Source organism: Collinsella aerofaciens, assembly GCF_028206995.1.
GTDB lineage: Bacteria > Actinomycetota > Coriobacteriia > Coriobacteriales > Coriobacteriaceae > Collinsella > Collinsella aerofaciens_AQ.
The window spans coordinates 12,961-36,656 of sequence record NZ_JAQLFL010000009.1 but is presented as its reverse complement, the minus strand read 5'-3'; the positions used below and the strand labels follow the sequence as shown (position 1 = coordinate 36,656).

The window sequence follows — 23,696 nt, the reverse complement described above, 5'->3', positions numbered from 1 at the left end:
GATTACTCGGTAGCAGAGAAAGGAAGGAGGGTGTCATGGAGAAGCATAAAGTGATCTGCCCGTACTGCGGCGCCGGTTGCCAGTTTAACCTCCTGGTCCAAAACGGCCAGGTCGTGGGTACCGAACCGCTCAACGGCATCACCAATCAGGGCGAGCTGTGCCTTAAGGGCATGAGCGGCTACGACTTCATCAACGACACCAAGATCTTGACTCCTCGCGTACTGCACCCGATGATCCGCCGCACTAAGGGCGCGGATCTTGAGCGCGTAAGCTGGGACGAGGCGCTGGATTTCACCGCATCTAAGATGCAGGCCATAATTGACGAATATGGTCCTAACGCTGTCATGACCACCGGCTCTTCGCGAGGCGGCGGCAATGAGGCGAACTACGTCATGCAGAAGTTTACGCGTGCGTGCATCGGCACCCACAGCGTAGACAACTGCGCCCGTACTTGACACGGCCCTACTGTCCTCGGTCTGATGGACACGGTTGGTTCAGGTTGCATGTCATGCTCCATCCCCGGTATGGAGGATGCGGGCTGCATTTTCCTCTTCGGCTATAACCCTGCCGATTCGCACCCCATCGTCGCAAGGCGTATCGTGCGAGCCAAAGAAAAGGGTTGCAAGATCATCGTCGCCGACCCGCGCCATATCGAAACCGCGCGTATCGCCGATCTCTACCTTCCGATCAAGAACGGTTGCAACGTCGCGTTCCTCAACGCCTTTGCCAACTGCTTGGTCAACGATGGCCTCTACGACAAGGAATTCGTCGCCGAGCACACGAACGGCTTTGACGAGTGGTGGGAGACCATCAAGAACTACACTCCCGAATCCGTACAGGACATCACGGGTGTCGAGCCCGCGTTGATCCACCAAGCTGCCGAGATGTACGCCACGGCGAAGCCCTCTGCCATCATTGGCTGGGGCATGGGCGTATGCCAGCAGAAGCAGAACCTGAAGACGGTGCACACCATCGCCTCCATCGCCTGCGTTGCCGGCCAGATCGGCAAACCCAATTCCGGCCTCGCGCCCGTGCGCGGTCAGAATAACGTCCAGGGCTCCTGCGATATGGGCATGCTGCCCAACCTGTACCCTGGCTATCAAAAGGTCACCGACCCGGCCGCGCGCGCCAAGTTCGCCAAGGCCTGGGGCGTGCCCGAGGAGAAGCTCCCGCTCGAGGAGGGCTACAAGCTCACCGATCTGGGCCACCTGGTCGACGAGGGCAAGGTGCACTGCTTCTACAACTACGGCGAGGACCCGGTGCAGACCGAGCCCGATTCGGCCGGTATGCGCAAGACGCTCTCCGAGCTGGATCTGTTCATTTGCCAGGACATCTTTATGACGCAGACGACCATGCTCGCCGACGTCATCCTGCCCGCTACCTCTTGGGGCGAGCACGAGGGTGTCTTTACCGCATCCGACCGTAGCTTCCAGCACTTTGACGCGGCCGTTCCGCCCAAGGGCGAGTGCCGTCACGACTGGGAGATCTTCGCGGACCTGTCTACGCGCATGGGCTATCCCATGCACTACGACAACACCGAGCAGATCTGGAACGAGTGCATTAGCCTGTGCCCCAACTTTGTGGGCGCGACCTACGAGAAGATGGCTCCCGAGGGCGGTTACGCCCAGTGGCCCGTCAAGAGCACCGATGTGAACGACCACGGTACGCCCGACATGTTCGCTGGTGGCAAGTTCACCACCAAGGACGGCCGCGCCAACCTGATGGCACACGACTGGGAGGCGCCCTCCGAGCTTCCCGACGATGAGTACCCGCTCATCCTGTGCACCGTCCGCGAGGTCGGCCACTACAGCTGCCGCTCGATGACCGGCAACTGCAAGACGCTGGCACTGCTTGCCGACGAGCCCGGCTTTGTCCGCATGAATCCCGCGGACGCCCAGGCACGCGGCATCAAGAATGGCGACATCGTCTCGATCCACAGCCGCCGCGGCCAGGTATACAGCCGCGCCGACGTGAGCGACCGCATCAACAAGGGCACGGTCTATATGACCTACCAGTGGTGGATCGGCAAGTGCAACGAGCTGACCATGCACAAGGTCGACCCGGTCTCGCATACGCCCGAGGACAAGTTCTCCGCCTGCCAGGTCGACGCCATTGCCGACCAGGTCTGGGCAGAGGGCGAGGTCGAACGTCAGTACACCGAGCTCAAGCAGGCTCTGGTGGACGCCGCCGCTCCCCAGGATGTTGAGCCCGGCGTCGCCAAGTTCGACGACGAGACGCACGTGAATCAAATCGTGTAGTCCCGTTCTCGTTGGCTTTTTGGGCCGGGCGTCCCGTACGTTCGGGAGCCCGGCCCGTTATTTTGAAAGGAAGTGGGGATGAACCGCTTCATCGACATCAACCCGGAGAGGTGCATCGGCTGCGGAACATGCCAGTCCGCCTGTGCCGACGCCCACCGGATGCAGGGTCTTCAGGATACGCCGCGCCTGGCGCTCGTGAAGACCGGCGGTATTTCGGCCGCCCTTGCCTGCCACCATTGCGAGGGTGCCCCCTGCGCCGAGGTTTGCCCGGTGAATGCCATCGAGCACGATGGCGACCGCATCCACGTCAAGGAGCAGGAGTGCATCGGGTGCAGGCTGTGCGCCATCGCGTGCCCCTTCGGAGCCATCCATCCCGATGGCACGTCTATCGCCGGTGTCGCAGGCATGTGCGACCCGACGCCTTCGTATCCTAAGTCCCTGAGCAGCCTGCTTACGTGGGCTCCCGGCCAGTACACCTGCGCCATCAAGTGCGACCTGTGCGCCTTCGATCCGGACGGCCCGCATTGTGTGGCGGCGTGCCCCACCAAGGCACTGACCGTCATGGGCGGCGCGGCCGATCGCGAGCTCGATGAGGCCAAGCGCCTGCGCTCGATCGAAAACGGTCCGGTCGTCGACGTTACCGCTGTGGCCCAGGGCCTGTCCGAGAAAGCAGAAGGGAGCGTAAACAATGGATAGCATGACGCTGTTTATCGCATCGCTTGCCGTCTCGTGCATCGGTGCGCTCGCCTCGGTTCTGCTGATCAAGGCCGATAACGCCGCCAAGACCGCCGGCTGCCTTATCGGCGCCGTCGCCGCGGTGCTTTCGTTCGTGGCCGGTATCCAGGCCGTGCTGGGCGATGTCACGTCGGTCGACACCATCGTGTTCTTCCCGTTTGCCCATTTCCAGCTGCTGCTCAATCAGCTGTCCGGCCTGTTCGTGGCGCTCATCTCGGTGCTCGCGTTTGCCGGTTCGATCTACGGTCTCAACTACTTTGATGAGTACCCGGGCAAAAAGGGCCGCGCCGGCTTCTTCTTTAACACCTTCGTGGCGTCCATGATGCTCGTCATCACCGCCGACAACGTGTTTTGGTTCCTGGTCGCCTTTGAGCTCATGTCGCTGACCTCGTACTTCCTGGTCGTGATCGAGGAGAACGAGAACTCCATCCATGGCGGTTGGCTCTACTTTGTGATCGCGCACGTGGGCTTTGTGCTCATCATGGCGAGCTTCCTCACCATGACCAACTTCGCCGGCGGCTCGTTTGCCTTTGCGGATTTCCGCGCCACGCAGTTTAGCCCCGTCGTCGCATCCGTGTGCTTCGTGCTCGCCTTCTTTGGCTTTGGCGCCAAGGCCGGTATCATCCCGCTGCACGGCTGGCTGCCCAAGGCGCATCCCGAGGCGCCGTCCAACGTGTCGGCCCTCATGTCCGGCGGCATGATCAAGATCGGTATCTTCGGTATCCTCAAGGTGGGTCTCGACCTGCTCTCCGCCTCGGGCGTTCAGGTCTGGTGGGGCCTTATGGTCATGGTCTTCGGTGCGATCTCGTCGGTCCTCGGCGTGGCCTTCGCCCTGCAGGAGCATGACATCAAGCGCCTGCTGGCCTATCACTCCGTCGAGAACATCGGCATCATTCTGCTAGGCGTCGGCGCCTCCATGGCTGCCATGGCGCTCAACTCTGTCGGCATCGCCGTCCTGGCTCTGATGGCCGCCCTCTACCACACGTTTAACCACGCGATGTTTAAGGGCGAGCTGTTCTTGGGCGCCGGTGCGCTGCTGTACTCCACGGGTACGCGCAATATGGAGAAGATGGGCGGCCTGTTCCGTCGTATGCCGGCAACGGCCATCTGCTTCCTCGTTGGCGCGCTTGCCATCTCGGCCATCCCGCCCTTCAACGGCTTTGTGTCTGAGTGGTTTACCTACCAGTCGCTGTTTAATGCCGCCATGCAGGGTGACAAGGCCGTCATGATCGTGGCCGTGTTCGCTGCCGTCGCGCTTGCCATTACCGGCGCGCTGGCTGTCACGTGCTTCGTCAAGGCCTATGGCGTCTCCTTTGCCTCCGCGCCCCGCTCCGAGGCCGCGGCCAATGCCAAGGAGGTTCCCGCCCCTATGGTGTTTGCGCAGGGCCTGCTCGCGGCCATCTGCGTCGTGCTGGGCATTGGCGCTCCCGTGATCGCGCCCATGTTGGTCGATGTCGCCGCGTCCGTGCTGCATCCGTACGGTGGCGTGTTTGCCGCCGAGGGCATGGAGCTCATGAACCAATACTCCGGCGCTGCCACCTCCACGCCTGCGATCGCCATTGCGCTCGTGGTGCTTGTCGGCCTTGCCTGCGGTTATCGCAAGCTCAAGACCGTCGGCAAGGTGCAGAAGTCCCAGCCGTGGGCATGCGGCTATGCTCCCAACGAGCATATGCCCGTCGTGGCCACGACCTTTGCCTCCGAGGTGTCCTGGTTTATGCAGCCGCTCTACACGCTGCGCGACCGCTGCACGGCCGTCTGCTGGTCCATCGCGCACTTCTTCCAGAAGCTCATCGGTGTGGCTGAGGCTGTGGAGCCCGTACCCGACAAGGTTCTCGTCGATGCCCCGCATAAGGGTGTCGAGAAGCTCGCCGACCTCGCGACTAAGCTCGAGGGCGGCAACTACAGCATCTATATCTGCTACATCGTCGCGGCACTCGTGGTGTTCCTCATGCTCGCCGTGCAAATGGGTTAAGGAGGGGAGAGCATGAACAACATCGTACTTGCCGTTCTGCAGGGCGTGGTCGTCATGGCCGTTGCGCCGTTCTTCTCCGGTCTCGGCCGCGTGATCCGCGCCAAGATGCACAACCGTCGCGGCCCCAGCATCATGCAGGACTACCGCGACCTGACCAAGCTCTTTGCGCGCCCCGAGTCCCAGAGCGAGGACGCGAGCTTTGCGCTGCGCATTATGCCGCCGCTGTTCTTCGCCGTCGCCTTTATGCTCGCGATGGGCCTGCCGCTCTTTACGGCACAAAGCCCCATCCCGGTCTTTGGTGACGCCATCACCATCATGTACAGCCTGGCGCTCGCCCGCTTCTTCTTCGCCCTCTGCGGTGTGGATTCGTCCAACGCCTATGCCGGTATCGGCGGTGTCCGCGAGCTGCTCATGAGCGTGCTCATCGAGCCGTCCATGCTGCTGGCGCTGTTTGCCGCCGCCCTGGTGTGCGGTTCCACCGACATCGCCACCATGGGTCAGCACATCATGACGGGCGCCATCGACGCGCCGGTCGCCGTGATCCTCGCTGGCATCGCCTTTGCGATCGCCTGCTACATGGAACTCGGCAAGCTGCCGTTTGATCAGGCCGAGGCCGAGCAAGAGCTTCAGGAAGGTCCGCTCGCCGAGCTTTCCGGCCCGTCGCTTGCGATGGCAAAGCTCGCCATGTCCATGAAGCAGGTCCTGGTCGTCGCCTGGTTCTGCGCGATCTTCGTCCCCTGGGGCGAGCCCGCGACCGTGGGCGCCGCCGCCGTTCTGGGTGCGGTCATCTTCCTGGTGAAGTGCCTGATCGACTTTGTCGTGTGCGGCGTGATCGAGAACTCCTGCTCGCGTTCGCGTTTTAAGGTGCTCGGTAATCAGACCTGGGCCGTCGTGGGCATCGCCGTTCTGGCGTTTGTCTTCGTGGTCGTCGGCGTGTAGGAGAAGGGAGAAACAATGTCATTTGCAGTCAGTCTGTCCCTTCTCGGCTTGGTCGCTATCGCGGCCCCGATGGTGGCCTCGGTGCTCGTCGCCCTGTTCCCCCGTCCGTACGCCAAGTGGTTCAGCGTTTTGGGTGCCGCCGTCTCGACGGTCTGCACCATCGCCCTCGCCGCGAATTTCGCTGGCGCCGGCATGCCCGACACGCAGGTCCCCCTGATCTCGTTTGGGCAGACCCTCGTTATGGGATTCACCTTCGATCGCATGAGCACGCTGCTCGCGCCCGCCTTTGTGGGTATCGGCCTGCTTGTCGTGATCTATTCGATTCCCTATATGAGCGAGAATAACCGTGAGCATCCCGACGCGCCGCGTCGTCGCTTCTACGCGTACCTCGCGACCTTCATCGGCGCCATGGCCGGCCTCGTGTACAGCTCGACCCTTTTGGGCCAGCTCGTGTTCTTTGAGATCACGGGTGCGTGCTCTTGGGGCCTCATTAGCTACTACATGTCGCCTACGGCCAAGAAGGCCGGCATGAAGGCCCTGATCATTACGCATATCGGTGCGCTCGGCCTGTATCTGGGCGCCGCCATTGTGTTTGCCCACACCGGCACCTTCGCCATTACCGCGATTGCCGGCCTCGACGCCAAGCTCAAGGCCATCGTCCTTTTGCTCGTGCTGTTTGCGGCCTGGGCCAAGTCCGCACAGGTTCCCATGTACATGTGGCTGCCTTCGGCCATGGAGGCGCCGACGCCTGTTTCGGCCTACCTGCATGGTGCCTCGATGGTCAAAGTCGGCGTGTGCGTGTTCGCGCGTGCACTCGTCTCTGCCGGCGAGATTCCTGAGATCGTGGGCTGGGTTGCCATTATCGACGCCATGGTCACCATGCTCTTTGGTTTCCTGATGTACCTGCCGCAAAAGGACATGAAGCGTCTGCTGGCCTTCTCCACGATTGCCCAGCTCTCCTATGTGTTCTTTGGTCTGGGCCTTTCGGTCTTTGGCAGCCAGCTGGCCTTTGACGGCGCCGTGTGCCACATCTTTAACCACGCTTTCGCCAAGACGCTGTTCTTCCTGATCGCCGGTTCGTTCTCCTTTACGCTCGGCACGCGTATGCTGCCCAAGCTTCGCGGCATCGTAAAGAAGTACCCGATCTCGGGCGTGGGCTTTGGTGTCGCGGCGCTCGCCATTGCCGGCGTGCCGCCCATGAACACGTTCTTCTCGAAGTTCCAGATCATCGCCGGCGGCTTTTCTGTGGGTGCCGGCAACGTCGCGATCCTGGTGCTCGCGTGCATTATGGTCGCCGAGACCGTCGCCACCTTTGCATGGTTCCTTAAGTGGATGGGCTATTGCCTGCCCGGCGAGCCGAGCGAAGAGGTCGCTGCGGGTGCCCCGCTTCCCCGCGCGATGGCGTTCGTGTTCATCGTGCTCATCATCATGGTCATCGTCAGCGGCCCGCTTTCGGCCAGCTGGATCGGTTAGGAGGTAGAACGACATGGGTTATTCGATCGTCAACATCCTTGGCGGCCTTCTGATCGTCACGTCCACCATGGTGGTCGTCTCCAAGAACATCAAACATGCCATCAACTGGTATGCGGTGCAGTCGCTGGTGCTCGTGGGGCTGCTCGCTACGCTCGGTGCCACTACCGGTGCGCAGGAGCTGCTTATGTGGGCCGGATCTGCCTTTATCACCAAGGTCGTCCTGGTCCCTTATATCCTCAACCGTGCGTACAAGAAGATGGGTGAGCCGAGCGACGCATCGCTCAAGGCTGGCCTTAAGCCCGCGTGGGCCATCTGCATCATCGCCGTCGAGGTCGCGATTTGCTTTGCCGTCGTGACGCAGATCAGCCTGCCCACGGCCGAGGTCGCAACGCCTGCGCTCGCTATTAGCTTCGCTCACTTCTTTGTGGGCCTCACCTGCATCATCTCGCAGCGCAACATCATGAAGCAGATCTTTGGATACTGCCTTATGGAAAACGGCAGCCATGTGACGCTTGCGCTTTTGGCCCCCACCGCTCCCGAGATCATCGAGATCGGTATCGCCACCGACGCCATCTTTGCCGTCATCATCATGTCCATCGTCGTGCGTCGCATTTGGGACGACTCCCACTCGCTCGATGCGCGCGACCTGTCCGAGCTGAGGGGGTAGTCCATGGAAACGTTGATTCTCGCCCTGCTCGCGACTCCTTTGGTGTTCTCGCTCGTCATGGCGTTTTTGCCCAAGAACACGTCCTATAACGTGTTTGCCGGTCTCAACCTGGTCTCCGTCGCAGCCGTCCTGGTGCTGTCGATTATGACGGCCGGTGACGTCCTTATGAGCGGCGACACCGCGAGCGCTTTTGGCCTGTGGTTCCACCTCGATTCGCTGGGCGCCATCTTTGTGCTGCTCATCGGCTTTATCGGTTTTCTTACGGGGCTGTTCTCGCTGCCCTATGTAAAGGCCGATATCGAGGAGGGCTCCATGCCCGCCGAGCGCGCCAAGCAGTATTTTGCGCTGTTTAGCCTGTTTGTGTTCACCATGCTGCTCGCGTGCCTGTCCAACAACATGATTCTCACGTGGGCCGCCGTGGAGGCAACCACGCTTTCCACCGTGTTCCTCGTGGGTATCTACAAGAACAAGACGGCCCTCGAGGCTTCTTGGAAGTATGCGATGGTCTGCACCGCCGGCGTGGCCTTTGGCCTGTTCGGTACGCTGCTGATCTACGCCAACGCCGCCGACGTGATTCCCAACGCCCACGAGGCCGCATTCCTGTCGTGCGTGCTGCCGTATGCCGACCAGTTCGACCCGACGCTCATGCGCCTCGCCTTTGCGTTTATCGTGATCGGCTTTGGCACCAAGGCCGGCCTGTTCCCCATGCACACTTGGCTGCCCGATGCCCACTCCCAGGCCCCGAGCCCTGTCTCGGCCCTGCTTTCGGGCGTGCTGCTTAAGTGCGCCATGCTTGTGATCATGCGCTTCTACGGCTTTACCATCCAGGCCGTGGGCGCCGAGTATCCGCAACTTTTGCTGTTGATCGTCGGCACGCTGTCCATTTTGGTGGCGGCACTTTCGATGTTTCGCCAGGACGACCTCAAGCGCCGCTTTGCGTACTCGTCTGTGGAGAACGTGGGCGTTATCGCCCTGTGCCTGGGTATCGGTGGCCCGCTGGGTATCGCCGCGGCCCTGCTGCACTGCGTGTTCCACGGCTTTACCAAGACGCTTGCTTTCTGCGTGTCCGGCAACATCCAGCACGCTTTTGGCACGCGTAGCCTGGCTAAGATCCAGGGTGTCGTCGAGGTTGCTCCCGCAACCGCCGCGCTCGCCGTCCTGGCGCTGCTCGGCCTTGGTGCCTTCCCGCCCTTTGGCATGTTTATCTCCGAGTTCCTGACCTTTGTCGCCGGTGTTACCGCCGGTCCCATGTGGCTGGTCGTCGTGGTTGCCCTCGGTCTTACCGTGGCCATCTCCGCGCTCACCCGCATCGCACTCAAGTCGGTATTCGGCCATGCGCCCCAGGGCATGGATAAGCATGAGGCCCCGGCGCTCATGCTTATCCCCGAAATCATCCTGGCTGTCATGATCTTGTGGTTTGGCATCGCCACCCCGTTGCCTCTCGTGCACGGTGTGGAGACCGCGACCGGCATCGTGCTCGAGCAAAGCACTGAGGAACTTCACGCGACGCCGATGTACCGCGCTGTGTTCGGTACCGAGACCGCTCAGAGCGAGGTGGAGTAACGAATGATTGAAACTGAGAACAAGGTGTATGCCCGTCGCTGCGAGAGCCATGTCGAGGCCCTGCGCCGCGCCGTTCCGGGCTGCATCGAGAAGGTCGAGTGGCAGTGCGAGGACCAGCTGACGATTACCGTCAAGCAGGACAAGCTGCCCGAGGCCGTCCACTACCTGTATTACGAGCGCTACGGCTGGATTCCCGTGATCGTCGGCAACGACGAGCGCAGTCTGTGCGGTCGCTACGCCGTGTACTACGTCATCTCCATGGAGGGGGAGGACCCCGGCTGGGTGACCGTGCGCACCGAGGTCGATCCCGCCAAGATGACGTTCCCGTCCGTGACGCCGTTCGTCCCCGCCTGCGTGTGGGGCGAGCGCGAGCTGCGCGATATGTTCGGCCTGATCCCCGAGGGTCTGCCCGATCGTCGTCGCCTGGTGCTGCCCGACGATTGGCCCAGCGGCCTGTACCCGCTGCGCAAGGACTCCATGGACTACCGCTTCCGTCCCGCTCCCGCGAGCGACATGGAAAACTACGAGTTCTTGGCCGATACCAAGGGCAAGGAGACGACGCTCGTTCCCATGGGCCCGTTGCACATTACCTCCGACGAGCCTGGCCACTTCCGCCTGTTCGTTGAGGGCGAGACGATCGTCGACGCCGACTACCGTCTGTTCTACGTGCACCGCGGCATGGAGAAGGTTGCCGAGACGCGCCTGAACTATGACGCCGTGACGTTCCTCGCCGACCGCATCTGCGGCATCTGCGGCTGCGCCCACTCGGTGGCCTACGCCGAGGCCGTCGAGCGCGCTCAGGGCATCCATGTCCCGCCGCGCGCCCAGTACATCCGCGCCATCATGCTCGAGGTTGAGCGCCTGCACTCGCATCTGCTCAACATTGGCCTGGCGTCGCACTACACGGGCTTCGACTCCGGCTTCCAGCAGTTCTTCCGCGTCCGCGAGAAGTCCATGGACCTGGCCGAGAAGCTCTCCGGTCACCGCAAGACCTACGGCCTCAACGTGATTGGCGGCGTGCGTCGCGACATTTTGGCTGAGCAGAAGCTCTCCACGCTCACGACCATCCACCAGCTGCGCTCCGAGGTTCAGGAGCTCGTCGACGTGCTGCTCTCCACGCCCAACTTTATTGAGCGTACGAGCGGTATCGGCATCTTGGACCGCAAGATTGCACGCGACTTCTCGCCGGTCGGCCCGCTCATGCGTGGCTCGGGCTATGCCCGCGACGTGCGCTTTGACCATCCCTTCGACGGCTACGCCGATCCGGACATCCAAAAGATGCACGCCGCCACGGCCGACACCTGCGACGCCTTCGGCCGTACCGCCGTCCGCATCCAGGAGGTCTACGATTCGATCGACATGATCGAGACCATGCTCGAGAACTGCCCGTCGGGCCCCATCCTCACCACGGATTGGGAGTACACCCCGCACAAGTACGCCATCGGCGCCACCGAGGCGCCGCGCGGCGAGGACGTGCACTGGGCCATGCTCGGCAATAACCAGAAGTGCTACCGCTGGCGCGCCAAGGCCGCCACGTACAGCAACTGGCCGGTCCTGCGCTACATGTTCCGCGGCAACACCGTGGGCGACGCGGCGCTGATCGTCGGCTCGCTCGACCCGTGCTACTCCTGCACCGATCGCGTGACGGTGACCGATGTCGCCGCCAAGCGCGACCACGTGCTCGACAAGGAGCAGTTCGAGAACGTCTGGCGCGACAAGTCGCCGCTTGCGGGCGAGGGCACCATGGCCGCTCCGCTCGATGAGGAGGCGCTCTAATATGCTGAAGCTTTGGAAGGTTAACGCCAAGGCCGGCGACGCGACGGTCAAGTACCCGTTTGCGCCGTTCCCCACCAACAAGGACATGCGCGGCAAGCCCGAGCACAATGCCGAGCTCTGCATCGCCTGCGGTGCCTGCGGCGTGGCGTGCCCGGCCGATGCCATTCGCATGGATACCGACCTTGCGGCCGATACCATCACCTGGTCGATCGACTACGGTCGCTGCATCTTCTGCGGCCGCTGCGAGGAAGCCTGCCCCATGGAGGCCATCAAGCTCACCGAGGAGTTTGAGCTGGCCGTCATGAGCAAGGACGACCTCACCAGCAAGAGCGTCTACACGCTCGAGCACTGTTCGCGCTGCGGCAAGCCGTTTGCCCCGCACAAGGAGATCGACTACGCCAAGCGCCTGCTGCAAAAGGCCGGCGGCATGGAGGCCGAGCAGGCTGCCCGTACCGTCGGTATGTGCCAGGAGTGCAAGCGCGAGCTCGACGCCCTGCGCGCCGCCTCGGCCGTAAAGACCGGCAACGCTGCCGGCATGGCTGCCAACGAGACGCTTGCGTCCGGTGAGCCCCAGGGCCCCGGCATGGAGTATCTGGGCGGCCACGGCGTGAACCCGGAGTATATCGACCGCGAGCTCAACCCCGATGCGCCCGAGATCCCCGCCGGTCCTGCACCGGTCGAGGGCATCATCATGGATTTTGATACGAAGGAGGAGTAACCATGGCCGAACCCACGCTTTTGCCCGAGCGGCTTCAGTACCGCCCGACCAAGATCGAGCTCGACGAGAGCATCGAGAAGGCCAAGGCGACCCTTCTTAAGAAGATCAAGCGCTCGGTGTACGTCTACCGTGTTGACTGCGGTGGCTGCAACGGCTGCGAGATCGAGATCTTCGGTTCCATCACGCCCGTCTTCGACGTCGAGCGCTTTGGCATCAAGGTCGTGCCCTCGCCCCGTCACGCCGACGTGCTGCTGTACACCGGTGCCGTGACGCGTGCCATGCGCATGCCGGCCCTGCGCGCCTTTGAGGCCGCACCCGATCCCAAGATCGTGGTGTCCTATGGCGCGTGCGGCTGCACCGGCGGCATCTTCTACGACAACTACTGCGTCTGGGGCGGCACGGATAAGATTCTGCCGGTCGATGTCTACATCCCCGGCTGCCCGCCCAGCCCCGCGCAGACCGTCTACGGCTTTGCCATGGCGCTCGGTCTGCTGGACCAAAAGCTCCATGCCGAGACCACGGTGGAGGCCGCCGGCGAGCAGGCCGATATCCTGCACCCCGGCGTGCCGTACAAGCTGCGCGTTGCCATCGAGCGCGAGGCTCGCGCCATGAGCGGCTACCGTTACGGCCGCGACCTGGCCAACGAGTTTATGGATACGCTCGAGGGCGCGCCCAAGGGCGATATCCGCGGTGCCATGGCGCTGCTCATCGACAAGCAGGACGATCCACGCCGCGTTGAGGTCTACTCGGCGCTGCAGGATCTTGTGCTGGCCGGAGGTCGCTAGATGGAGCTCACGGACCGCTCTGGTTACTTTGCGGGCCCCGGTATGCTCGGCGGCTCCTTTGGCGATGCCTCGCGCGCAAGCGACGAGGCTGCCGAGGGCGTCGCCGACCCCTGCCTGGACCATGCGCCCGACCAGGTGGTCTTTTACGAGCTCACGCGTAAGTTTGTGGAGACCGAGGAAGACGTTCCCCAGGAGGCCTGCGACGTGCTGTACTACACGCTCGCCGTGGGCCACCATACCGGCGTGCTCGACTGCTTTGAGCCGCGCCTGTCGGTGCCGGTGAACGTGTTCTATACGCTTATCGACGCGCTGCCGGAGGGGGAGGCCAAGACCAAGTTCGAGGCCATCCGCTCCTTTGGCGAGTGCCAGCTCGACAAGGCGGCGGTGCCGTCGCTGCTCGAGGCCTGCGATACGCTGCTCGACGAGCGCGGTTTTCGCGGCTCGGCCAAGGCCGGCATCTCGGTGTTCGATAACGACTTTGGCCTGCATGCCCAGCAGGTCGCGTTCTTAATGAAGTTTCGCGATCTGGTCGAGCGCGTGCGCGATGTGTCGGGCGTGTATCTGACGGGGAGGTTGCAGTAATGGGTCGCGTTGTGGATGGTTGTGTGAACGGCGCCCCGTTTGCGGGTATCGTGCTCACGGCGGGAAGCGTGCTGCGTGCCGACGATGCCGCCGGCCCCGTGCTCTCCAAAAAGATGGAGGACGCGCCCATCGCCGGTTGGTATACCATCGACGGCGGGCAAACGCCCGAGGATGACATCATCGAGGTCAAGCGCGAGCGTCCGCCGCGTCTGGTCTTGGTCGATGCCGCCGACATGGCGCTGCCCGTCGGGTCCATCCGCTTGCTCGACAAGCGCGATGTGGCCCGCAAGTCGATGTTCACCACGCATTCGCTCCCTTTGTCGATTCTGATCGAACAGATTGAGCAATCGTGCGAAGATATCGTCTTCATAGGGATTCAGCCGGGCGACACGGAGTTCTACAACCCCATGTCCCCGGAGGTCTTTGAGGCCGTCGACGCCGTGTACGACGCCGTGGCCGCCAACGACTTTTCCCACTTTGTCCGCTTGGGGCAGGAGCTATAGCAGCGCTTGTCCCTGCTGATTAGGAAAGAAGTGATTGACATGGCAGATTCCAAGGCAGAATATCCCGCTCCCGATTGCCTGGCGCCCGCCGCGATTGAGGCCAAGACCGAGGCCGCCGGCGTGACCAAGGCCAACCTGCCGGTCGCAAAGGCCTTTCTGTTGGCAATGTTCGCCGGTGCGTTCATTGCCTTCGGCGGCCTGTTCTTTACCGTGTTCTTGAGCGATAGCACGCTGGGCTGGGGCGCCCAGCGCGTCGTGGGCGGCCTGTGCTTTTGCCTGGGCCTGGTGCTCGTGCTGGTGTGCGGCGCCGAGCTGTTTACCGGCAATTCTCTTATGGTCTGCGCGCTCAAGAGTAAAAAGATCACCTTGGCTCAGATGCTCAAGGCTTGGGTCGTCGTATGGGTCGGTAACTTTGCCGGTGCCCTGTTCATCGTCTTTTTGGTGTACATGGCCGGCATTTACAAGCTCAACGGCGAGGCGGTCGCCAATTCCATGGTGAGCGTCGCCGCCGGCAAGGTGACGATCGACTGGGTGACGATCTTCTTCCGCGGCATCCTGTGCAACATCTTTGTGTGCCTGGCTGTTTGGATCGGTACCGCCGGCAAGACCGTGGTCGATAAGGTCGTGGGCATTCTTCTGCCCATCGCCGCCTTTGTGGCCTGCGGTTTTGAGCACTGCGTCGCCAACATGTACTTTTTGCCCATGGGTGCCGTGATGCACGCGTGCGGCTATGGTGCCAAGGTCGCCGGCGCCGATGCGCTCAACGCCGCGGGCATTGCGTTTAACCTGTCCGCCGCCACGCTGGGCAACATCGTGGGCGGTGCGGTTCTGATCGCGCTCGGCTACTGGTTTATCTACGCCAAGAAGTCCGAGGCGTAAGGTATCGTCTGTTTGACGTTGGGCCTCCCGCGGGGCGTTGCCGTGCGGGAGGCTTTTTGGGTCTGGGACTCGTTGCCGGGCTTTTGGCCTGTTGTGTTTGGCTGATGAAAGGGGTAATCGAGATGGCATCTGCTGTGAAGCGTGACGGTCGCGCCGTGGTGACCACATGCGGGGGATGCTATGCCGATTGCGCCTTTGCGGCACGCGTTGAGGACGGTCGCGTGGTGGCTGAGTTGCCGGTGCCGGGGCATCCGTGCGCGGCGCGCGCCCTGTGCGCCCGCGGACGGCATCGCCTGGCAATGCCGTTTGACGAGCTCGACCGCATCGTGCACCCCATGCGACGCCGCCGGGATGGCTCGGGGTTTGATGCGATTACCTGGGACGAGGCGTTTGCTCAGATTGCCGAGCGTCTTTTGGGGATTGTTGACGAGTGCGGGCCTCGTGCGCTGGGCATGACGCTCGGCGTTCCCTCGTTCGACCGCTACTGGGCCTATCGCCTTATGCATGCGCTGGGTTCGCCCAACGTGTACGGTGCCGATGGCGCCTGCGAGGTAAGCCGTCTCACCGGTTGGGAGCACAGCCTGGGCTACAGCCCCGCCTCCGACCTGGCGCGTACCGATTGCATCATGTACCTGGGGCGTTCCATCGTCGATTCGTCGACGATGGGGACCGTTGATGCGCTCAACGATGCCCGTCGCCGTGGGGCGAAGATTATCGTGGTCGACCCGCGGCGCAGTGGCTCTGCGGCGCTTGCCGACCGCTGGTTGCGCGTGCGCCCGGGCTGCGACTTGGCGCTGCTGTTGGGTATTGCCCATGTCTTGATTGCCGAGGATCTGTATGACCACGAGTTCGTGACCCGCTATACCACGGGTTTTGACGAGCTGGCGCAGGCGGCCGCTGTTTGGTCGCCTGAGTGGGCCGAGTCGATGTGCGACGTGCCGGCCGCAGAGATTATCGCGACGGCGCGCGATCTGGCTGCCGCCGCGCCTGCCGCTGTGGTGGATGCGGGCTTTCATGGCGGCATCGGTATCGCGTATGCCAATAGCACCCAGACCGCGCGCGCGATTTGTATGATCGATGTGCTGCTGGGCTGCATCGGACACGCGGGCGGTGCCCTCAACCCGCCCACGCCGCTTGCGTTGGGCGATTTGGACCCTGCGCGTTTTGCGACGCCGTCGATGCCACGTGAGCCCAAGTTGGGGTCCGAGCGCTATCCACTGGTCGATCCGGTGCGCGGACTGTGCACGACCATCGGTCAGTCGATTCTTGCCGGCGATTTGCGTGGGCTCATCGTCTATGCCAGTAACCCCGGTGCGGGCTATGGCAATGCGCAGGCTTGGTTGGGTATTTTGCAACAGCTCGACTTGCTCGTGACCGTTGATATTCGCTGGTCCGAGACAGCGCGCGCTTCTGACTTCGTGCTGCCCGACGTGACGTATCTGGAGGCCGACCGTGGCGTGGGAACGGTGATAGGCACCAACGATGCGCGCGTGTTCTACCGCAACGCCGTGCTGCCTGTGCAGCATGACGACACACGTCCCGGTCGGGAGATTTTTGCCGGTCTGGCGCAGGCGTGTGGCGTGGGCGAGTATTTCCAGTTTACGTCTGACGATCTGGCGGCTGCCCAGGTGGCGCCTTTTGGGATCGATCTGGACGAGCTCAAGGAGCGCGGCTGGGCCGATACGGGCGTGGCGCTGCCGTCGCGCACGGGTGAGCCGGTGATTCCGCTTGCCGGCGGCAAAATTGCGCTGGCAAGCGACGTATGGGAACGAGTCGGCATGGGTCGTGTGCCCAACTGGATTGCGCCCATGGTGGAGCCCGGCCCGGGGATGTTTCGCCTCATTAGTGGCAACCGTCCCTTTGAGTCGCACACCTCGCGCAGGCTTGCGGCTCAAGGTGCCGCCGAGGCTGGATCGGACCTGGATGCCGTGCAGATGAATGCCGATGCTGCTGCGCACATGGGCATCGCCGACGGCGAGATCGTCAAGCTCGTGAGCGATATGGGCCGCGACCGCGTGCGCGTGGAGACGACGCCGTATCTGCATCCGGCGTGCATCTTCACCTCGGCCGCCCCCGGTGGGCGTTCGTTTGGCGCCGATGCCGGCGGCGCTCAAGCCTTGGGCGTCGGCCCGCTCGACCATACACCGTTGCGTTGGGACCCGTTGACGGGCGCCGCGCTCACTCAGGAAAACGCCGTTCGCGTGGAAAAGATCGCGGCGCGCGAGGATAATAGCGATTGATTGACTCAGCCGATCGAATTGGTTGATAGTTTGACGTTCGAACGATTGATTCACCTTTGGTTTTGAAAGGCCGCACATGAGCGATAGCCAGAACATGTCCGATGAGGTACGCGCCCGCCTTCGCGCTATTCCTTCCGTCAACGAGCTGCTTGCCGAGTGGCCGGTGGTGAAGGCGGCGGGGGAGACCTGCGACGCGGTGGTCCATGCTGCCGTGACGGCCGAGCTCGACGAGGAGCGCGCCGCCATTCGCGCCGGTGCCGCCCCGCGCTCTAAGCGCGACCTGGCCTCGGCCATCGAGTGGCGTGCGCATCGCTCTGCGCTGCCGAGCCTGCGTCCCGCCGTCAACGCCACGGGTGTGGTTATCCATACCAACTTGGGTCGCGCCCCGCTCGCGGAATCAGCTGCCAAAGCCGTGGCCGAGGTCGCGCGCGGGTATAGCACACTCGAGTACAGTGTCGACACCTGTTCGCGCGGGTCGCGCAAGGAGCACGCCGCGCAGCTGATCCGCTCGCTCACCGGTGCCGAGGACGCGCTCGTGGTCAACAACAATGCCGCCGCGGTGCTGCTGGTGCTTGCCACCCATGCCGCGGGTAAAGAGGTTATCGTCAGCCGCGGCGAGCTTGTCGAGATTGGCGGCAGCTTCCGCATCCCCGATGTCATGGCGGCTTCGGGCGCCAAACTCGTCGAGGTCGGCGCCACCAACCGCACGCATTTGGGCGACTACGAGCGCGCCATCACGCCCGATACGGCGATGATCCTTAAGGTCCATCCTTCCAACTATCGCATCGAGGGTTTTCACGAGGAGGTGGGCTCTCGGGAGCTTGCCGCCCTGGCCCACAAGCATGGCCTGCTGTTCTACGAGGACCAGGGCTCGGGCGCGCTGTTGCCCGACGACATCTTGGTGCGCGGCGGCGAAGAAACCACGCCGGCTTCGGTTTCGGCAGGGCTCGATCTGGTGTCGTGCTCGGGTGATAAGCTGCTGGGTGCCGCGCAGGCGGGCATTATCATGGGCCGTCGCGATCTGGTCCAGGCCTGCGGGTCGCATCCGCTTATGCGTGCCCTGCGCCCGGGCAAACTGGCTCTGTCGGCGCTCGAGGCCACGCTGCGTATCTACATGGACGGCGCCGATGTTGCCCATCGCGAGGTGCCGGTGCTCAGCATGCTTACGCTTCCGCAGGCCCATTTGGAGCGACGTGCCCGCAAGCTGCGCGATCGTATGGTCGCCGGGCTCGACAAGGCCGGTTACCCGTGCGCCGTTCAGGTGGAGATCGTCGAGGAATCGTCAACCCCCGGCGGTGGCTCGCTTCCTACCGTCGAGCTACCCACGATGTGCGTTGCCGTGCGTCTTGTTGACGCGCACCTGACGGTCGATGCGCTCAAGCGCTCGCTTGTCCAGGACTTCGACACGCCGGTTGTCACGCGAACCTCGCACGATCGCATTTTGTTTGACGTGCGCACGCTCGTGGGTGACCGCGATATCGAGACGGCGGCATCGACGCTCGTAGCGTGCGTTAAGAAGGCGATTGCTCGATGAGTGAGGTTCAAGCGCTGGTGGAGTGTCCCGTTATCGTTGGCACAGCGGGCCACGTCGACCACGGTAAGTCGGCACTGATCGAGGCGCTGACTGGCAAGAATCCCGATCGTCTGGAGGTTGAGCGCCGTCGCGGTATGACCGTGGAGCTGGGCTTTGGCGAGCTGGCGCTGCCGAGTGGCAAGATCGTTGGCCTGGTCGACGTGCCGGGCCACGCGCATTACTTGCGCGCCATGGTGCAGGGCGCCACGGGCATCGACGTGGCCGTGCTGGTGGTTTCGGCCGTCGAGGGCGTGATGCCGCAGACCCGCGAGCACGTGCACGTGCTGGAGCTGCTGGGTGTCACGCATATGGTGGTGGCGCTGACGATGTGTGACCTGGCCGATGCCGAGATGACCGATCTTGCCGAGCTCGATGTCGATGACTTTTTGTCAGGTACCGTGTTTGCAGGCGCGCCGATCGTGCCCGTGTCGTCCAAGACCGGCGAGGGGATCGATGGCCTGCTGGCTACGCTCGACGAGCAGGTTGCCGCTTGCTGGGATGCCTGCCGTGCCCGTGCCGAGCTCACCGATGCCGCGCCGCGTCTGCCGATTGACCGCTGCTTTACGATCAAGGGCGTCGGTACTGTCGTGACGGGAACGTTGCACGATGCGCCGGTTGCGGTGGGCGACGATCTCGTCGCCCTGCCGTCGCGTACGGTCTGTCGTGTGCGCGGGATTCAGGTGCATGGCGATACGCCGCGAGCACTGCCCGGACAGCGCGTGGCGCTCAACCTGGTTGGTGACGGTGTCGCGGCGCTTGACCGTGGCGAGATGCTGGGCGTGGCGGACCGCTTTGGTCAGTCGTTGCGCTTTATGATGACGTTCACCTACCTGGGCCGCGAGGGCGCCAAGCCGCGCGTGCTCGAGTCGGGCGCGCGCGTGCATGTGATGGCCGGCACGGCCGAAGTCGTGGGTCGCATCATGCTTTTGGAGGGCGAGGCCCCCATGGCGGTGGGCGAGATCCGTACCGTGCAGGTGCGCTTGGAGGAGCCGCTGCCGCTGCGAGCCGGAGACCATGCCGTGGTGCTGTCGTATTCGCCCGTTATGCTCATCGGAGGCGGGCGCGTGCTGCTTTCGCGCTGCCGTCGCTCGCGTGAGCTTTCGGCGGGGGAGCGCACACTGCTTGCGGCACTTGAGGCCGGCGATGCCGTCGCTGGTGTTGAGGCGTGGTTGGCGCTGCAGACGTTGCCGGTCGTGGTCGCCGACGTTGCCGCGGCGCTAGATCTTGTTTCCGGTGGGGCCGATGCCGCGCTGAACGAGTTGGTGGCGCGAGGTGCTGTGTGCGAGCTTGCCGGCTCGGGCGGTGCGCTGTATGTGAATGCCGCCGTGCTCGACGCCGCGATGGATGCCCTGGCGGCGACCCTGTCAGCCATGCATGCGGCGTCTCCCAAGGAGACGGGCTTTACGCCTGGCGCCGTTGCCCATGCTGCGTGGCCTGCCGCTGACGATACGGTTGCCGCAGCCCTGATTTCCGAGGGCTGCGCGCGTGGCGTATGCGCTGCCGAGGGGGCCGAGGTGTTCGACCCGCGCTCGGCCGCCGCGGCGGCACGCGTGGTGCGCGAGGCCTGCGAACGTATCGTTGCCTTGCTGGATGAAGCCGGCCTCGATGCGCCGACGCTGCCTGAGGTTGGCGAGCAGTTGCAGCTCGATCGCGACACCATGACGCGTGCCCTGCGCGAGCTTTCGCTCAACCGTTCCATCGTGAAGGTCGAGCGTGACGCTGCCTTGTCCGCCACCGTGGAGTCGCATGCGCGCGAGCTTGTCGCTGCCGCTATCGAGGCAGCCGGCGGCGCTGCCACCACGAGCGTGCTGCGCGAGGCCCTGGGTGTGTCGCGCAAACGTGCCATCAGCATCTTGGAGCACCTGGATGCCGTGCGCTTTACGGTGCTCGACAAGGACGCCGGCGGCCTGAGGTCCCTGCGCTAAGCCGGTCACTCGCTCCCGCCTCCTCAGTTGCGGTGAAATAGTTCCTATTTGGAGGCTTTGACAGCAAATACAGGAACTATTCCACCGCAACTTCTTGTTCGTCTTTTTGGGATGGAGCCGTTTCGGTTTGGTAAAATACCGCCGCACTTGGGAACGGATGGGCTCCGGTGGGCTCCGCGGTCCTCAAAACCGTTGCGAGGCGTGCAAAACGTCTTGGATGTGTTCGATTCACATACGTTCCCGCCACACGCTACCAGCGCTTTTGTGCTCGCGGTTTTGCTGCGTGCCGCAAAGGCGCTGTTTTGTTTCTGCACGGGCTTGCCGTGTCGTCTGCCTTGTCGCCTACGGTAATTAGTCCCGTGCGTTGGGCTTTGAACGTGCCGATGGGGGTGTTTTGCCGTATGACTACCGTAAGACGGGCCGATCTTTCTTGCGTCGTCCAGGCGGGCGGGCTGTCGTCGCGCATGGGTTGCGACAAGGCGCGGATGTTGTTTTGCGGCGAGCCGCTCATCGAGCGCGTGCTGGGTCGGTTGGCGCCAGTTGCCGGCGAGTTGGTCGTGACGACTTCGCGTCCCAGCGAGCTTGCCTACCTTGAGGAGCGCGCGTTTGGCGGTCTGGTGCCGCGTGTGGTGGCGGACCTTGAGGGGTCGGCGGGCGCCATGCGCGGCATCGCGAGCTCGTTGGCCGCGGCCCGATTGCCGCTCGTGGCGATCGTCGCCTGCGATATGCCGTTTGTCTCGCCGGAACTCATCGGCGCGCTTGCCGATCGTGCTGAGGTCGAGGCGCTCGACGTGTGCGTGCCGCGCGAGGAGCGGGGGATTGAGCCGCTTTGCGCCGTCTGGCGCCGTGACGCTTGTGCGCCGGTTGCCCAAGAGCTGCTTGCCTGCGACCGCCAGCGCATTCGCTGCCTGATCAATCGCGTTCAGGCTGGCTATATGGATGAGCCGCAGATCGTTAAGGCCGCGGGCTCGACGCTCTGCTTCGAGAACGTCAATACGCCCGAGGAGTTTGCGGCGGCCGAGTTACTCGCCTAGACGATTGGAGTTGCCATGTCTCATGATATTTGCCCCGACACGGGAGAGCCTTGCACTTGCGATGGTTCCGAGCCCTGTACCTGCGGCTGCGGTGGCTGTGGACATACCGCGGAAGAGGAAGCGGCCGCCGCGGCGTATCGTGAGGCACACCGCGAAGGCCCGTCCGGCGATGCCCTCGACCACGAGCGCAAGATCATCGTGTCGTTCGACAGCACTTTCGATGTGATGGAAAGCGAGCAGCTGTGCCTTGCCGCCGGCGTGCCCGGGCGCATCATGCCGCTGCCCGGCTCCATTACCGCCGGCTGCGGGCTGTGCTGGGCCATGCCGTTCTCCGGCGATGCCCTCGCCGCCTTCCGTGCCGCCACCGAAGGCCGCATAACCCCTGCCGACTACCATCAGCTCGTCCTCTAACCACCAACACCACCACAAAGGTGCCTGTCCCCAATGTGGTGGTTTGGAACACGTGGACGAAACAGGTTTGAAACACGGGTTTTGCATGTCAGGCACTCAAAAACGCTTCTACCTGCATCGTAATCAAAACGAAACATCTGCTCGTCGGCTTATGCGAAACTTTGCTGCAACAGTGCGATATTATCCATACTCGATAAAGTTCGCGGCGCATAGGGTGCCGCGACCGACATTTTTCGTTTCCCATCATTGGAGGAAGCATGAGCTATACGCAGAAAGTTCTCGAAGAGCTCAAGGCCCGCTATCCCGAGCAGCCTGAGTTCATCCAGGCCGCGACCGAGATCCTCGGCACGATCCAGCCGGCGCTCGACGCCCACCCCGAGTACGAGGAGGCCGCCCTGCTGGAGCGCCTCGTCGAGCCCGAGCGCATCGTCATGTTCCGTGTTCCCTGGATCGACGACCAGGGCAAGGTTCAGGTCAACCGCGGTTATCGCGTCGAGTTCAACTCTGCCATTGGACCCTACAAGGGCGGTCTGCGCTTTAACCCGACGGTCACCTTGGGTATGCTCAAGTTCCTGGGTCTGGAGCAGATTCTCAAGAACAGCCTGACCACCCTTCCCATGGGCGGCGGCAAGGGCGGCTCCGACTTTGACCCCAAGGGCAAGTCCAACAACGAGATCATGCACTTCTGCCAGTCCTTCATGACCGAGCTCTATCGCCACATTGGCCCCAACACCGACGTTCCCGCCGGCGACCTGGGCGTTGGCGGCCGCGAGGTTGCCTACATGTTCGGTCAGTACAAGCGCCTGACCAACGAGTGGACCGGCGTCCTCACCGGCAAGGGCCTCTCCTTTGGCGGCTCGCTCGCCCGTACCGAGGCCACCGGTTACGGTCTGGTCTACTTTGTGGACGAGTACCTCAAGAGCCGCGGCGACTCCTTCGAGGGCAAGAACGTCGTCGTTCACGGCTCCGGTAACGTCGCCATCTACGCGGTCCAGAAGGTCGCCCAGCTCGGCGGCAAGGTGCTGGCCTGTTCCGATACCCACGGCTGGGTCGAGGATCCCGACGGCATCGACTACACCGTGCTCGAGCACGTCTACAACAAGAAGCGCTCCGGCCACGACAAGGGCGTCACGCTCGCTATGTACGTTGACGAGAAGCCCAACGCCGTGTGGCACGAGGGCGACGGCCGCGGCGTGTGGCAGCTGCCCTGCGACATCGCGCTGCCCTGCGCTCGCGAGAACACGCTGCTGCTCGAGGACGCCCAGGCGCTCGTCGCCAACGGCTGCAAGGTGGTCGGCGAGGGCGCGAACATGCCCACGACCATCGAGGCCACGACCTACTTCCAGGAGAACGGCGTCGCCTTTATGCCCGGCAAGGCTGCCAACGCCGGCGGCGTGCTCGTGTCTGGCCTGGAGATGAGCCAGAATGCCGAGCACCTGTCCTGGACCTTCGAGGAGGTCGACGGCAAGCTCGAGCAGCTCATGCGTGGCATGTTCCACAACGTGGACGACACCGCCAAGGAGTACGGCGAGGAGGGCAATTTCGTCATGGGCGCAAACATCGCCGGCTTCCTGAAGGTCGCCGATGCCATGCTCGCCCAGGGCGTCTGCTAAATCTTGCCTGACATAGCATGTGATGAGGCTCCCAGCTATCTGGTTGGGAG

At 63.3% G+C, this 23,696-nt stretch carries 19 protein-coding genes and 1 tRNA gene; all 20 read left to right on the top strand.

Annotation, left to right across the window (positions count from 1 at the left end; translation table 11 throughout):
- The first annotated feature begins 35 nt into the window (after positions 1 to 35).
- The gene (fdhF, locus tag PMX60_RS07555; RefSeq protein ID WP_271747429.1) at positions 36 to 2,258 is read left to right on the top strand and encodes a formate dehydrogenase subunit alpha; all 2,223 of its coding nucleotides are present in this window, start codon (positions 36 to 38) and stop codon (positions 2,256 to 2,258) included.
- A gap of 78 nt (positions 2,259 to 2,336) precedes the next feature.
- Positions 2,337 to 2,954, top strand: a complete 618-nt coding sequence (locus tag PMX60_RS07550) for a 4Fe-4S dicluster domain-containing protein (RefSeq protein ID WP_271747428.1) — start codon at positions 2,337 to 2,339, stop codon at positions 2,952 to 2,954.
- On the top strand, positions 2,947 to 4,965 hold the full coding sequence (gene hyfB, locus PMX60_RS07545; protein ID WP_271747427.1) for a hydrogenase 4 subunit B: 2,019 nt from the start codon (positions 2,947 to 2,949) through the stop codon (positions 4,963 to 4,965). Before PMX60_RS07550 ends, hyfB begins: the two co-directional genes overlap by 8 nt.
- Before the next feature lie 12 nt (positions 4,966 to 4,977).
- On the top strand, positions 4,978 to 5,904 hold the full coding sequence (locus PMX60_RS07540) for a respiratory chain complex I subunit 1 family protein (RefSeq protein WP_271747426.1): 927 nt from the start codon (positions 4,978 to 4,980) through the stop codon (positions 5,902 to 5,904).
- 15 nt (positions 5,905 to 5,919) lie between these two features.
- Positions 5,920 to 7,377 carry a hydrogenase 4 subunit D gene (locus PMX60_RS07535; protein ID WP_271747425.1) on the top strand — a complete coding sequence of 486 codons (1,458 nt, stop codon included), beginning with the start codon at positions 5,920 to 5,922 and terminating at the stop codon, positions 7,375 to 7,377.
- Positions 7,378 to 7,390: 13 nt separating this feature from the next.
- Positions 7,391 to 8,044 carry a hydrogenase 4 membrane subunit gene (gene hyfE, locus PMX60_RS07530; protein WP_022095199.1) on the top strand — a complete coding sequence of 218 codons (654 nt, stop codon included), beginning with the start codon at positions 7,391 to 7,393 and terminating at the stop codon, positions 8,042 to 8,044.
- Positions 8,045 to 8,047: 3 nt separating this feature from the next.
- Positions 8,048 to 9,607, top strand: a complete 1,560-nt coding sequence (locus tag PMX60_RS07525; protein WP_271747424.1) for a hydrogenase 4 subunit F — start codon at positions 8,048 to 8,050, stop codon at positions 9,605 to 9,607.
- Between the two features lie 3 nt (positions 9,608 to 9,610).
- Complete coding sequence (locus tag PMX60_RS07520; protein WP_271747422.1) at positions 9,611 to 11,383, top strand: hydrogenase large subunit; 1,773 nt, start codon at positions 9,611 to 9,613, stop codon at positions 11,381 to 11,383.
- Position 11,384: 1 nt separating this feature from the next.
- Entirely contained in the window at positions 11,385 to 12,101 is a 717-nt protein-coding gene (locus PMX60_RS07515; RefSeq protein ID WP_124786290.1) for a formate hydrogenlyase complex iron-sulfur subunit, read from the top strand.
- Positions 12,102 to 12,103: 2 nt separating this feature from the next.
- The gene (locus PMX60_RS07510; protein WP_006234107.1) at positions 12,104 to 12,886 is read left to right on the top strand and encodes an NADH-quinone oxidoreductase subunit B family protein; all 783 of its coding nucleotides are present in this window, start codon (positions 12,104 to 12,106) and stop codon (positions 12,884 to 12,886) included.
- Entirely contained in the window at positions 12,887 to 13,468 is a 582-nt protein-coding gene (locus tag PMX60_RS07505) for a formate hydrogenlyase maturation HycH family protein (protein ID WP_271747419.1), read from the top strand.
- On the top strand, positions 13,468 to 13,971 hold the full coding sequence (hycI, locus tag PMX60_RS07500; RefSeq protein ID WP_271747418.1) for a hydrogenase maturation peptidase HycI: 504 nt from the start codon (positions 13,468 to 13,470) through the stop codon (positions 13,969 to 13,971). Before PMX60_RS07505 ends, hycI begins: the two co-directional genes overlap by 1 nt.
- Positions 13,972 to 14,010: 39 nt before the next feature.
- Positions 14,011 to 14,850 carry a formate/nitrite transporter family protein gene (locus tag PMX60_RS07495; protein ID WP_271747417.1) on the top strand — a complete coding sequence of 280 codons (840 nt, stop codon included), beginning with the start codon at positions 14,011 to 14,013 and terminating at the stop codon, positions 14,848 to 14,850.
- A 122-nt stretch (positions 14,851 to 14,972) separates the two neighbouring features.
- A complete protein-coding gene (locus tag PMX60_RS07490) occupies positions 14,973 to 17,090 on the top strand; it encodes a molybdopterin-containing oxidoreductase family protein (RefSeq protein WP_271747416.1) in 2,118 nt (705 codons plus the stop codon).
- Between the two features lie 76 nt (positions 17,091 to 17,166).
- A complete protein-coding gene (gene selA / locus PMX60_RS07485; protein WP_271747415.1) occupies positions 17,167 to 18,624 on the top strand; it encodes an L-seryl-tRNA(Sec) selenium transferase in 1,458 nt (485 codons plus the stop codon).
- The gene (gene selB / locus PMX60_RS07480) at positions 18,621 to 20,588 is read left to right on the top strand and encodes a selenocysteine-specific translation elongation factor (RefSeq protein WP_271747414.1); all 1,968 of its coding nucleotides are present in this window, start codon (positions 18,621 to 18,623) and stop codon (positions 20,586 to 20,588) included. Before selA ends, selB begins: the two co-directional genes overlap by 4 nt.
- Positions 20,589 to 20,737: 149 nt before the next feature.
- Positions 20,738 to 20,834: transfer RNA gene (locus PMX60_RS07475), tRNA-Sec, on the top strand.
- 155 nt (positions 20,835 to 20,989) lie between these two features.
- Positions 20,990 to 21,622, top strand: coding sequence for a molybdenum cofactor guanylyltransferase (gene mobA, locus PMX60_RS07470; RefSeq protein WP_271747413.1), 633 nt, complete (start codon positions 20,990 to 20,992; stop codon positions 21,620 to 21,622).
- A gap of 15 nt (positions 21,623 to 21,637) precedes the next feature.
- A complete protein-coding gene (locus PMX60_RS07465; RefSeq protein ID WP_271747412.1) occupies positions 21,638 to 22,033 on the top strand; it encodes a putative Se/S carrier protein in 396 nt (131 codons plus the stop codon).
- 257 nt (positions 22,034 to 22,290) lie between these two features.
- The gene (gdhA, locus tag PMX60_RS07460) at positions 22,291 to 23,646 is read left to right on the top strand and encodes an NADP-specific glutamate dehydrogenase (RefSeq protein ID WP_271747411.1); all 1,356 of its coding nucleotides are present in this window, start codon (positions 22,291 to 22,293) and stop codon (positions 23,644 to 23,646) included.
- Positions 23,647 to 23,696: the final 50 nt, after the last annotated feature.

Bases quoted from the DNA above. Each gene is read 5' to 3' on its own strand.
- gdhA (WP_271747411.1), top strand. From the start codon at position 22,291: ATGAGCTATACGCAGAAAGTTCTCGAAGAGCTCAAGGCCCGCTATCCC.
- PMX60_RS07505 (WP_271747419.1), top strand. From the start codon at position 12,887: ATGGAGCTCACGGACCGCTCTGGTTACTTTGCGGGCCCCGGTATGCTC.
- PMX60_RS07525 (WP_271747424.1), top strand. From the start codon at position 8,048: ATGGAAACGTTGATTCTCGCCCTGCTCGCGACTCCTTTGGTGTTCTCG.
- PMX60_RS07510 (WP_006234107.1), top strand. From the start codon at position 12,104: ATGGCCGAACCCACGCTTTTGCCCGAGCGGCTTCAGTACCGCCCGACC.
- mobA (WP_271747413.1), top strand. From the start codon at position 20,990: ATGACTACCGTAAGACGGGCCGATCTTTCTTGCGTCGTCCAGGCGGGC.
- hycI (WP_271747418.1), top strand. From the start codon at position 13,468: ATGGGTCGCGTTGTGGATGGTTGTGTGAACGGCGCCCCGTTTGCGGGT.
- PMX60_RS07520 (WP_271747422.1), top strand. From the start codon at position 9,611: ATGATTGAAACTGAGAACAAGGTGTATGCCCGTCGCTGCGAGAGCCAT.
- PMX60_RS07515 (WP_124786290.1), top strand. From the start codon at position 11,385: ATGCTGAAGCTTTGGAAGGTTAACGCCAAGGCCGGCGACGCGACGGTC.
- hyfE (WP_022095199.1), top strand. From the start codon at position 7,391: ATGGGTTATTCGATCGTCAACATCCTTGGCGGCCTTCTGATCGTCACG.
- PMX60_RS07535 (WP_271747425.1), top strand. From the start codon at position 5,920: ATGTCATTTGCAGTCAGTCTGTCCCTTCTCGGCTTGGTCGCTATCGCG.
- PMX60_RS07550 (WP_271747428.1), top strand. From the start codon at position 2,337: ATGAACCGCTTCATCGACATCAACCCGGAGAGGTGCATCGGCTGCGGA.
- PMX60_RS07540 (WP_271747426.1), top strand. From the start codon at position 4,978: ATGAACAACATCGTACTTGCCGTTCTGCAGGGCGTGGTCGTCATGGCC.
- PMX60_RS07490 (WP_271747416.1), top strand. From the start codon at position 14,973: ATGGCATCTGCTGTGAAGCGTGACGGTCGCGCCGTGGTGACCACATGC.
- PMX60_RS07495 (WP_271747417.1), top strand. From the start codon at position 14,011: ATGGCAGATTCCAAGGCAGAATATCCCGCTCCCGATTGCCTGGCGCCC.
- selA (WP_271747415.1), top strand. From the start codon at position 17,167: ATGAGCGATAGCCAGAACATGTCCGATGAGGTACGCGCCCGCCTTCGC.
- PMX60_RS07465 (WP_271747412.1), top strand. From the start codon at position 21,638: ATGTCTCATGATATTTGCCCCGACACGGGAGAGCCTTGCACTTGCGAT.
- selB (WP_271747414.1), top strand. From the start codon at position 18,621: ATGAGTGAGGTTCAAGCGCTGGTGGAGTGTCCCGTTATCGTTGGCACA.
- hyfB (WP_271747427.1), top strand. From the start codon at position 2,947: ATGGATAGCATGACGCTGTTTATCGCATCGCTTGCCGTCTCGTGCATC.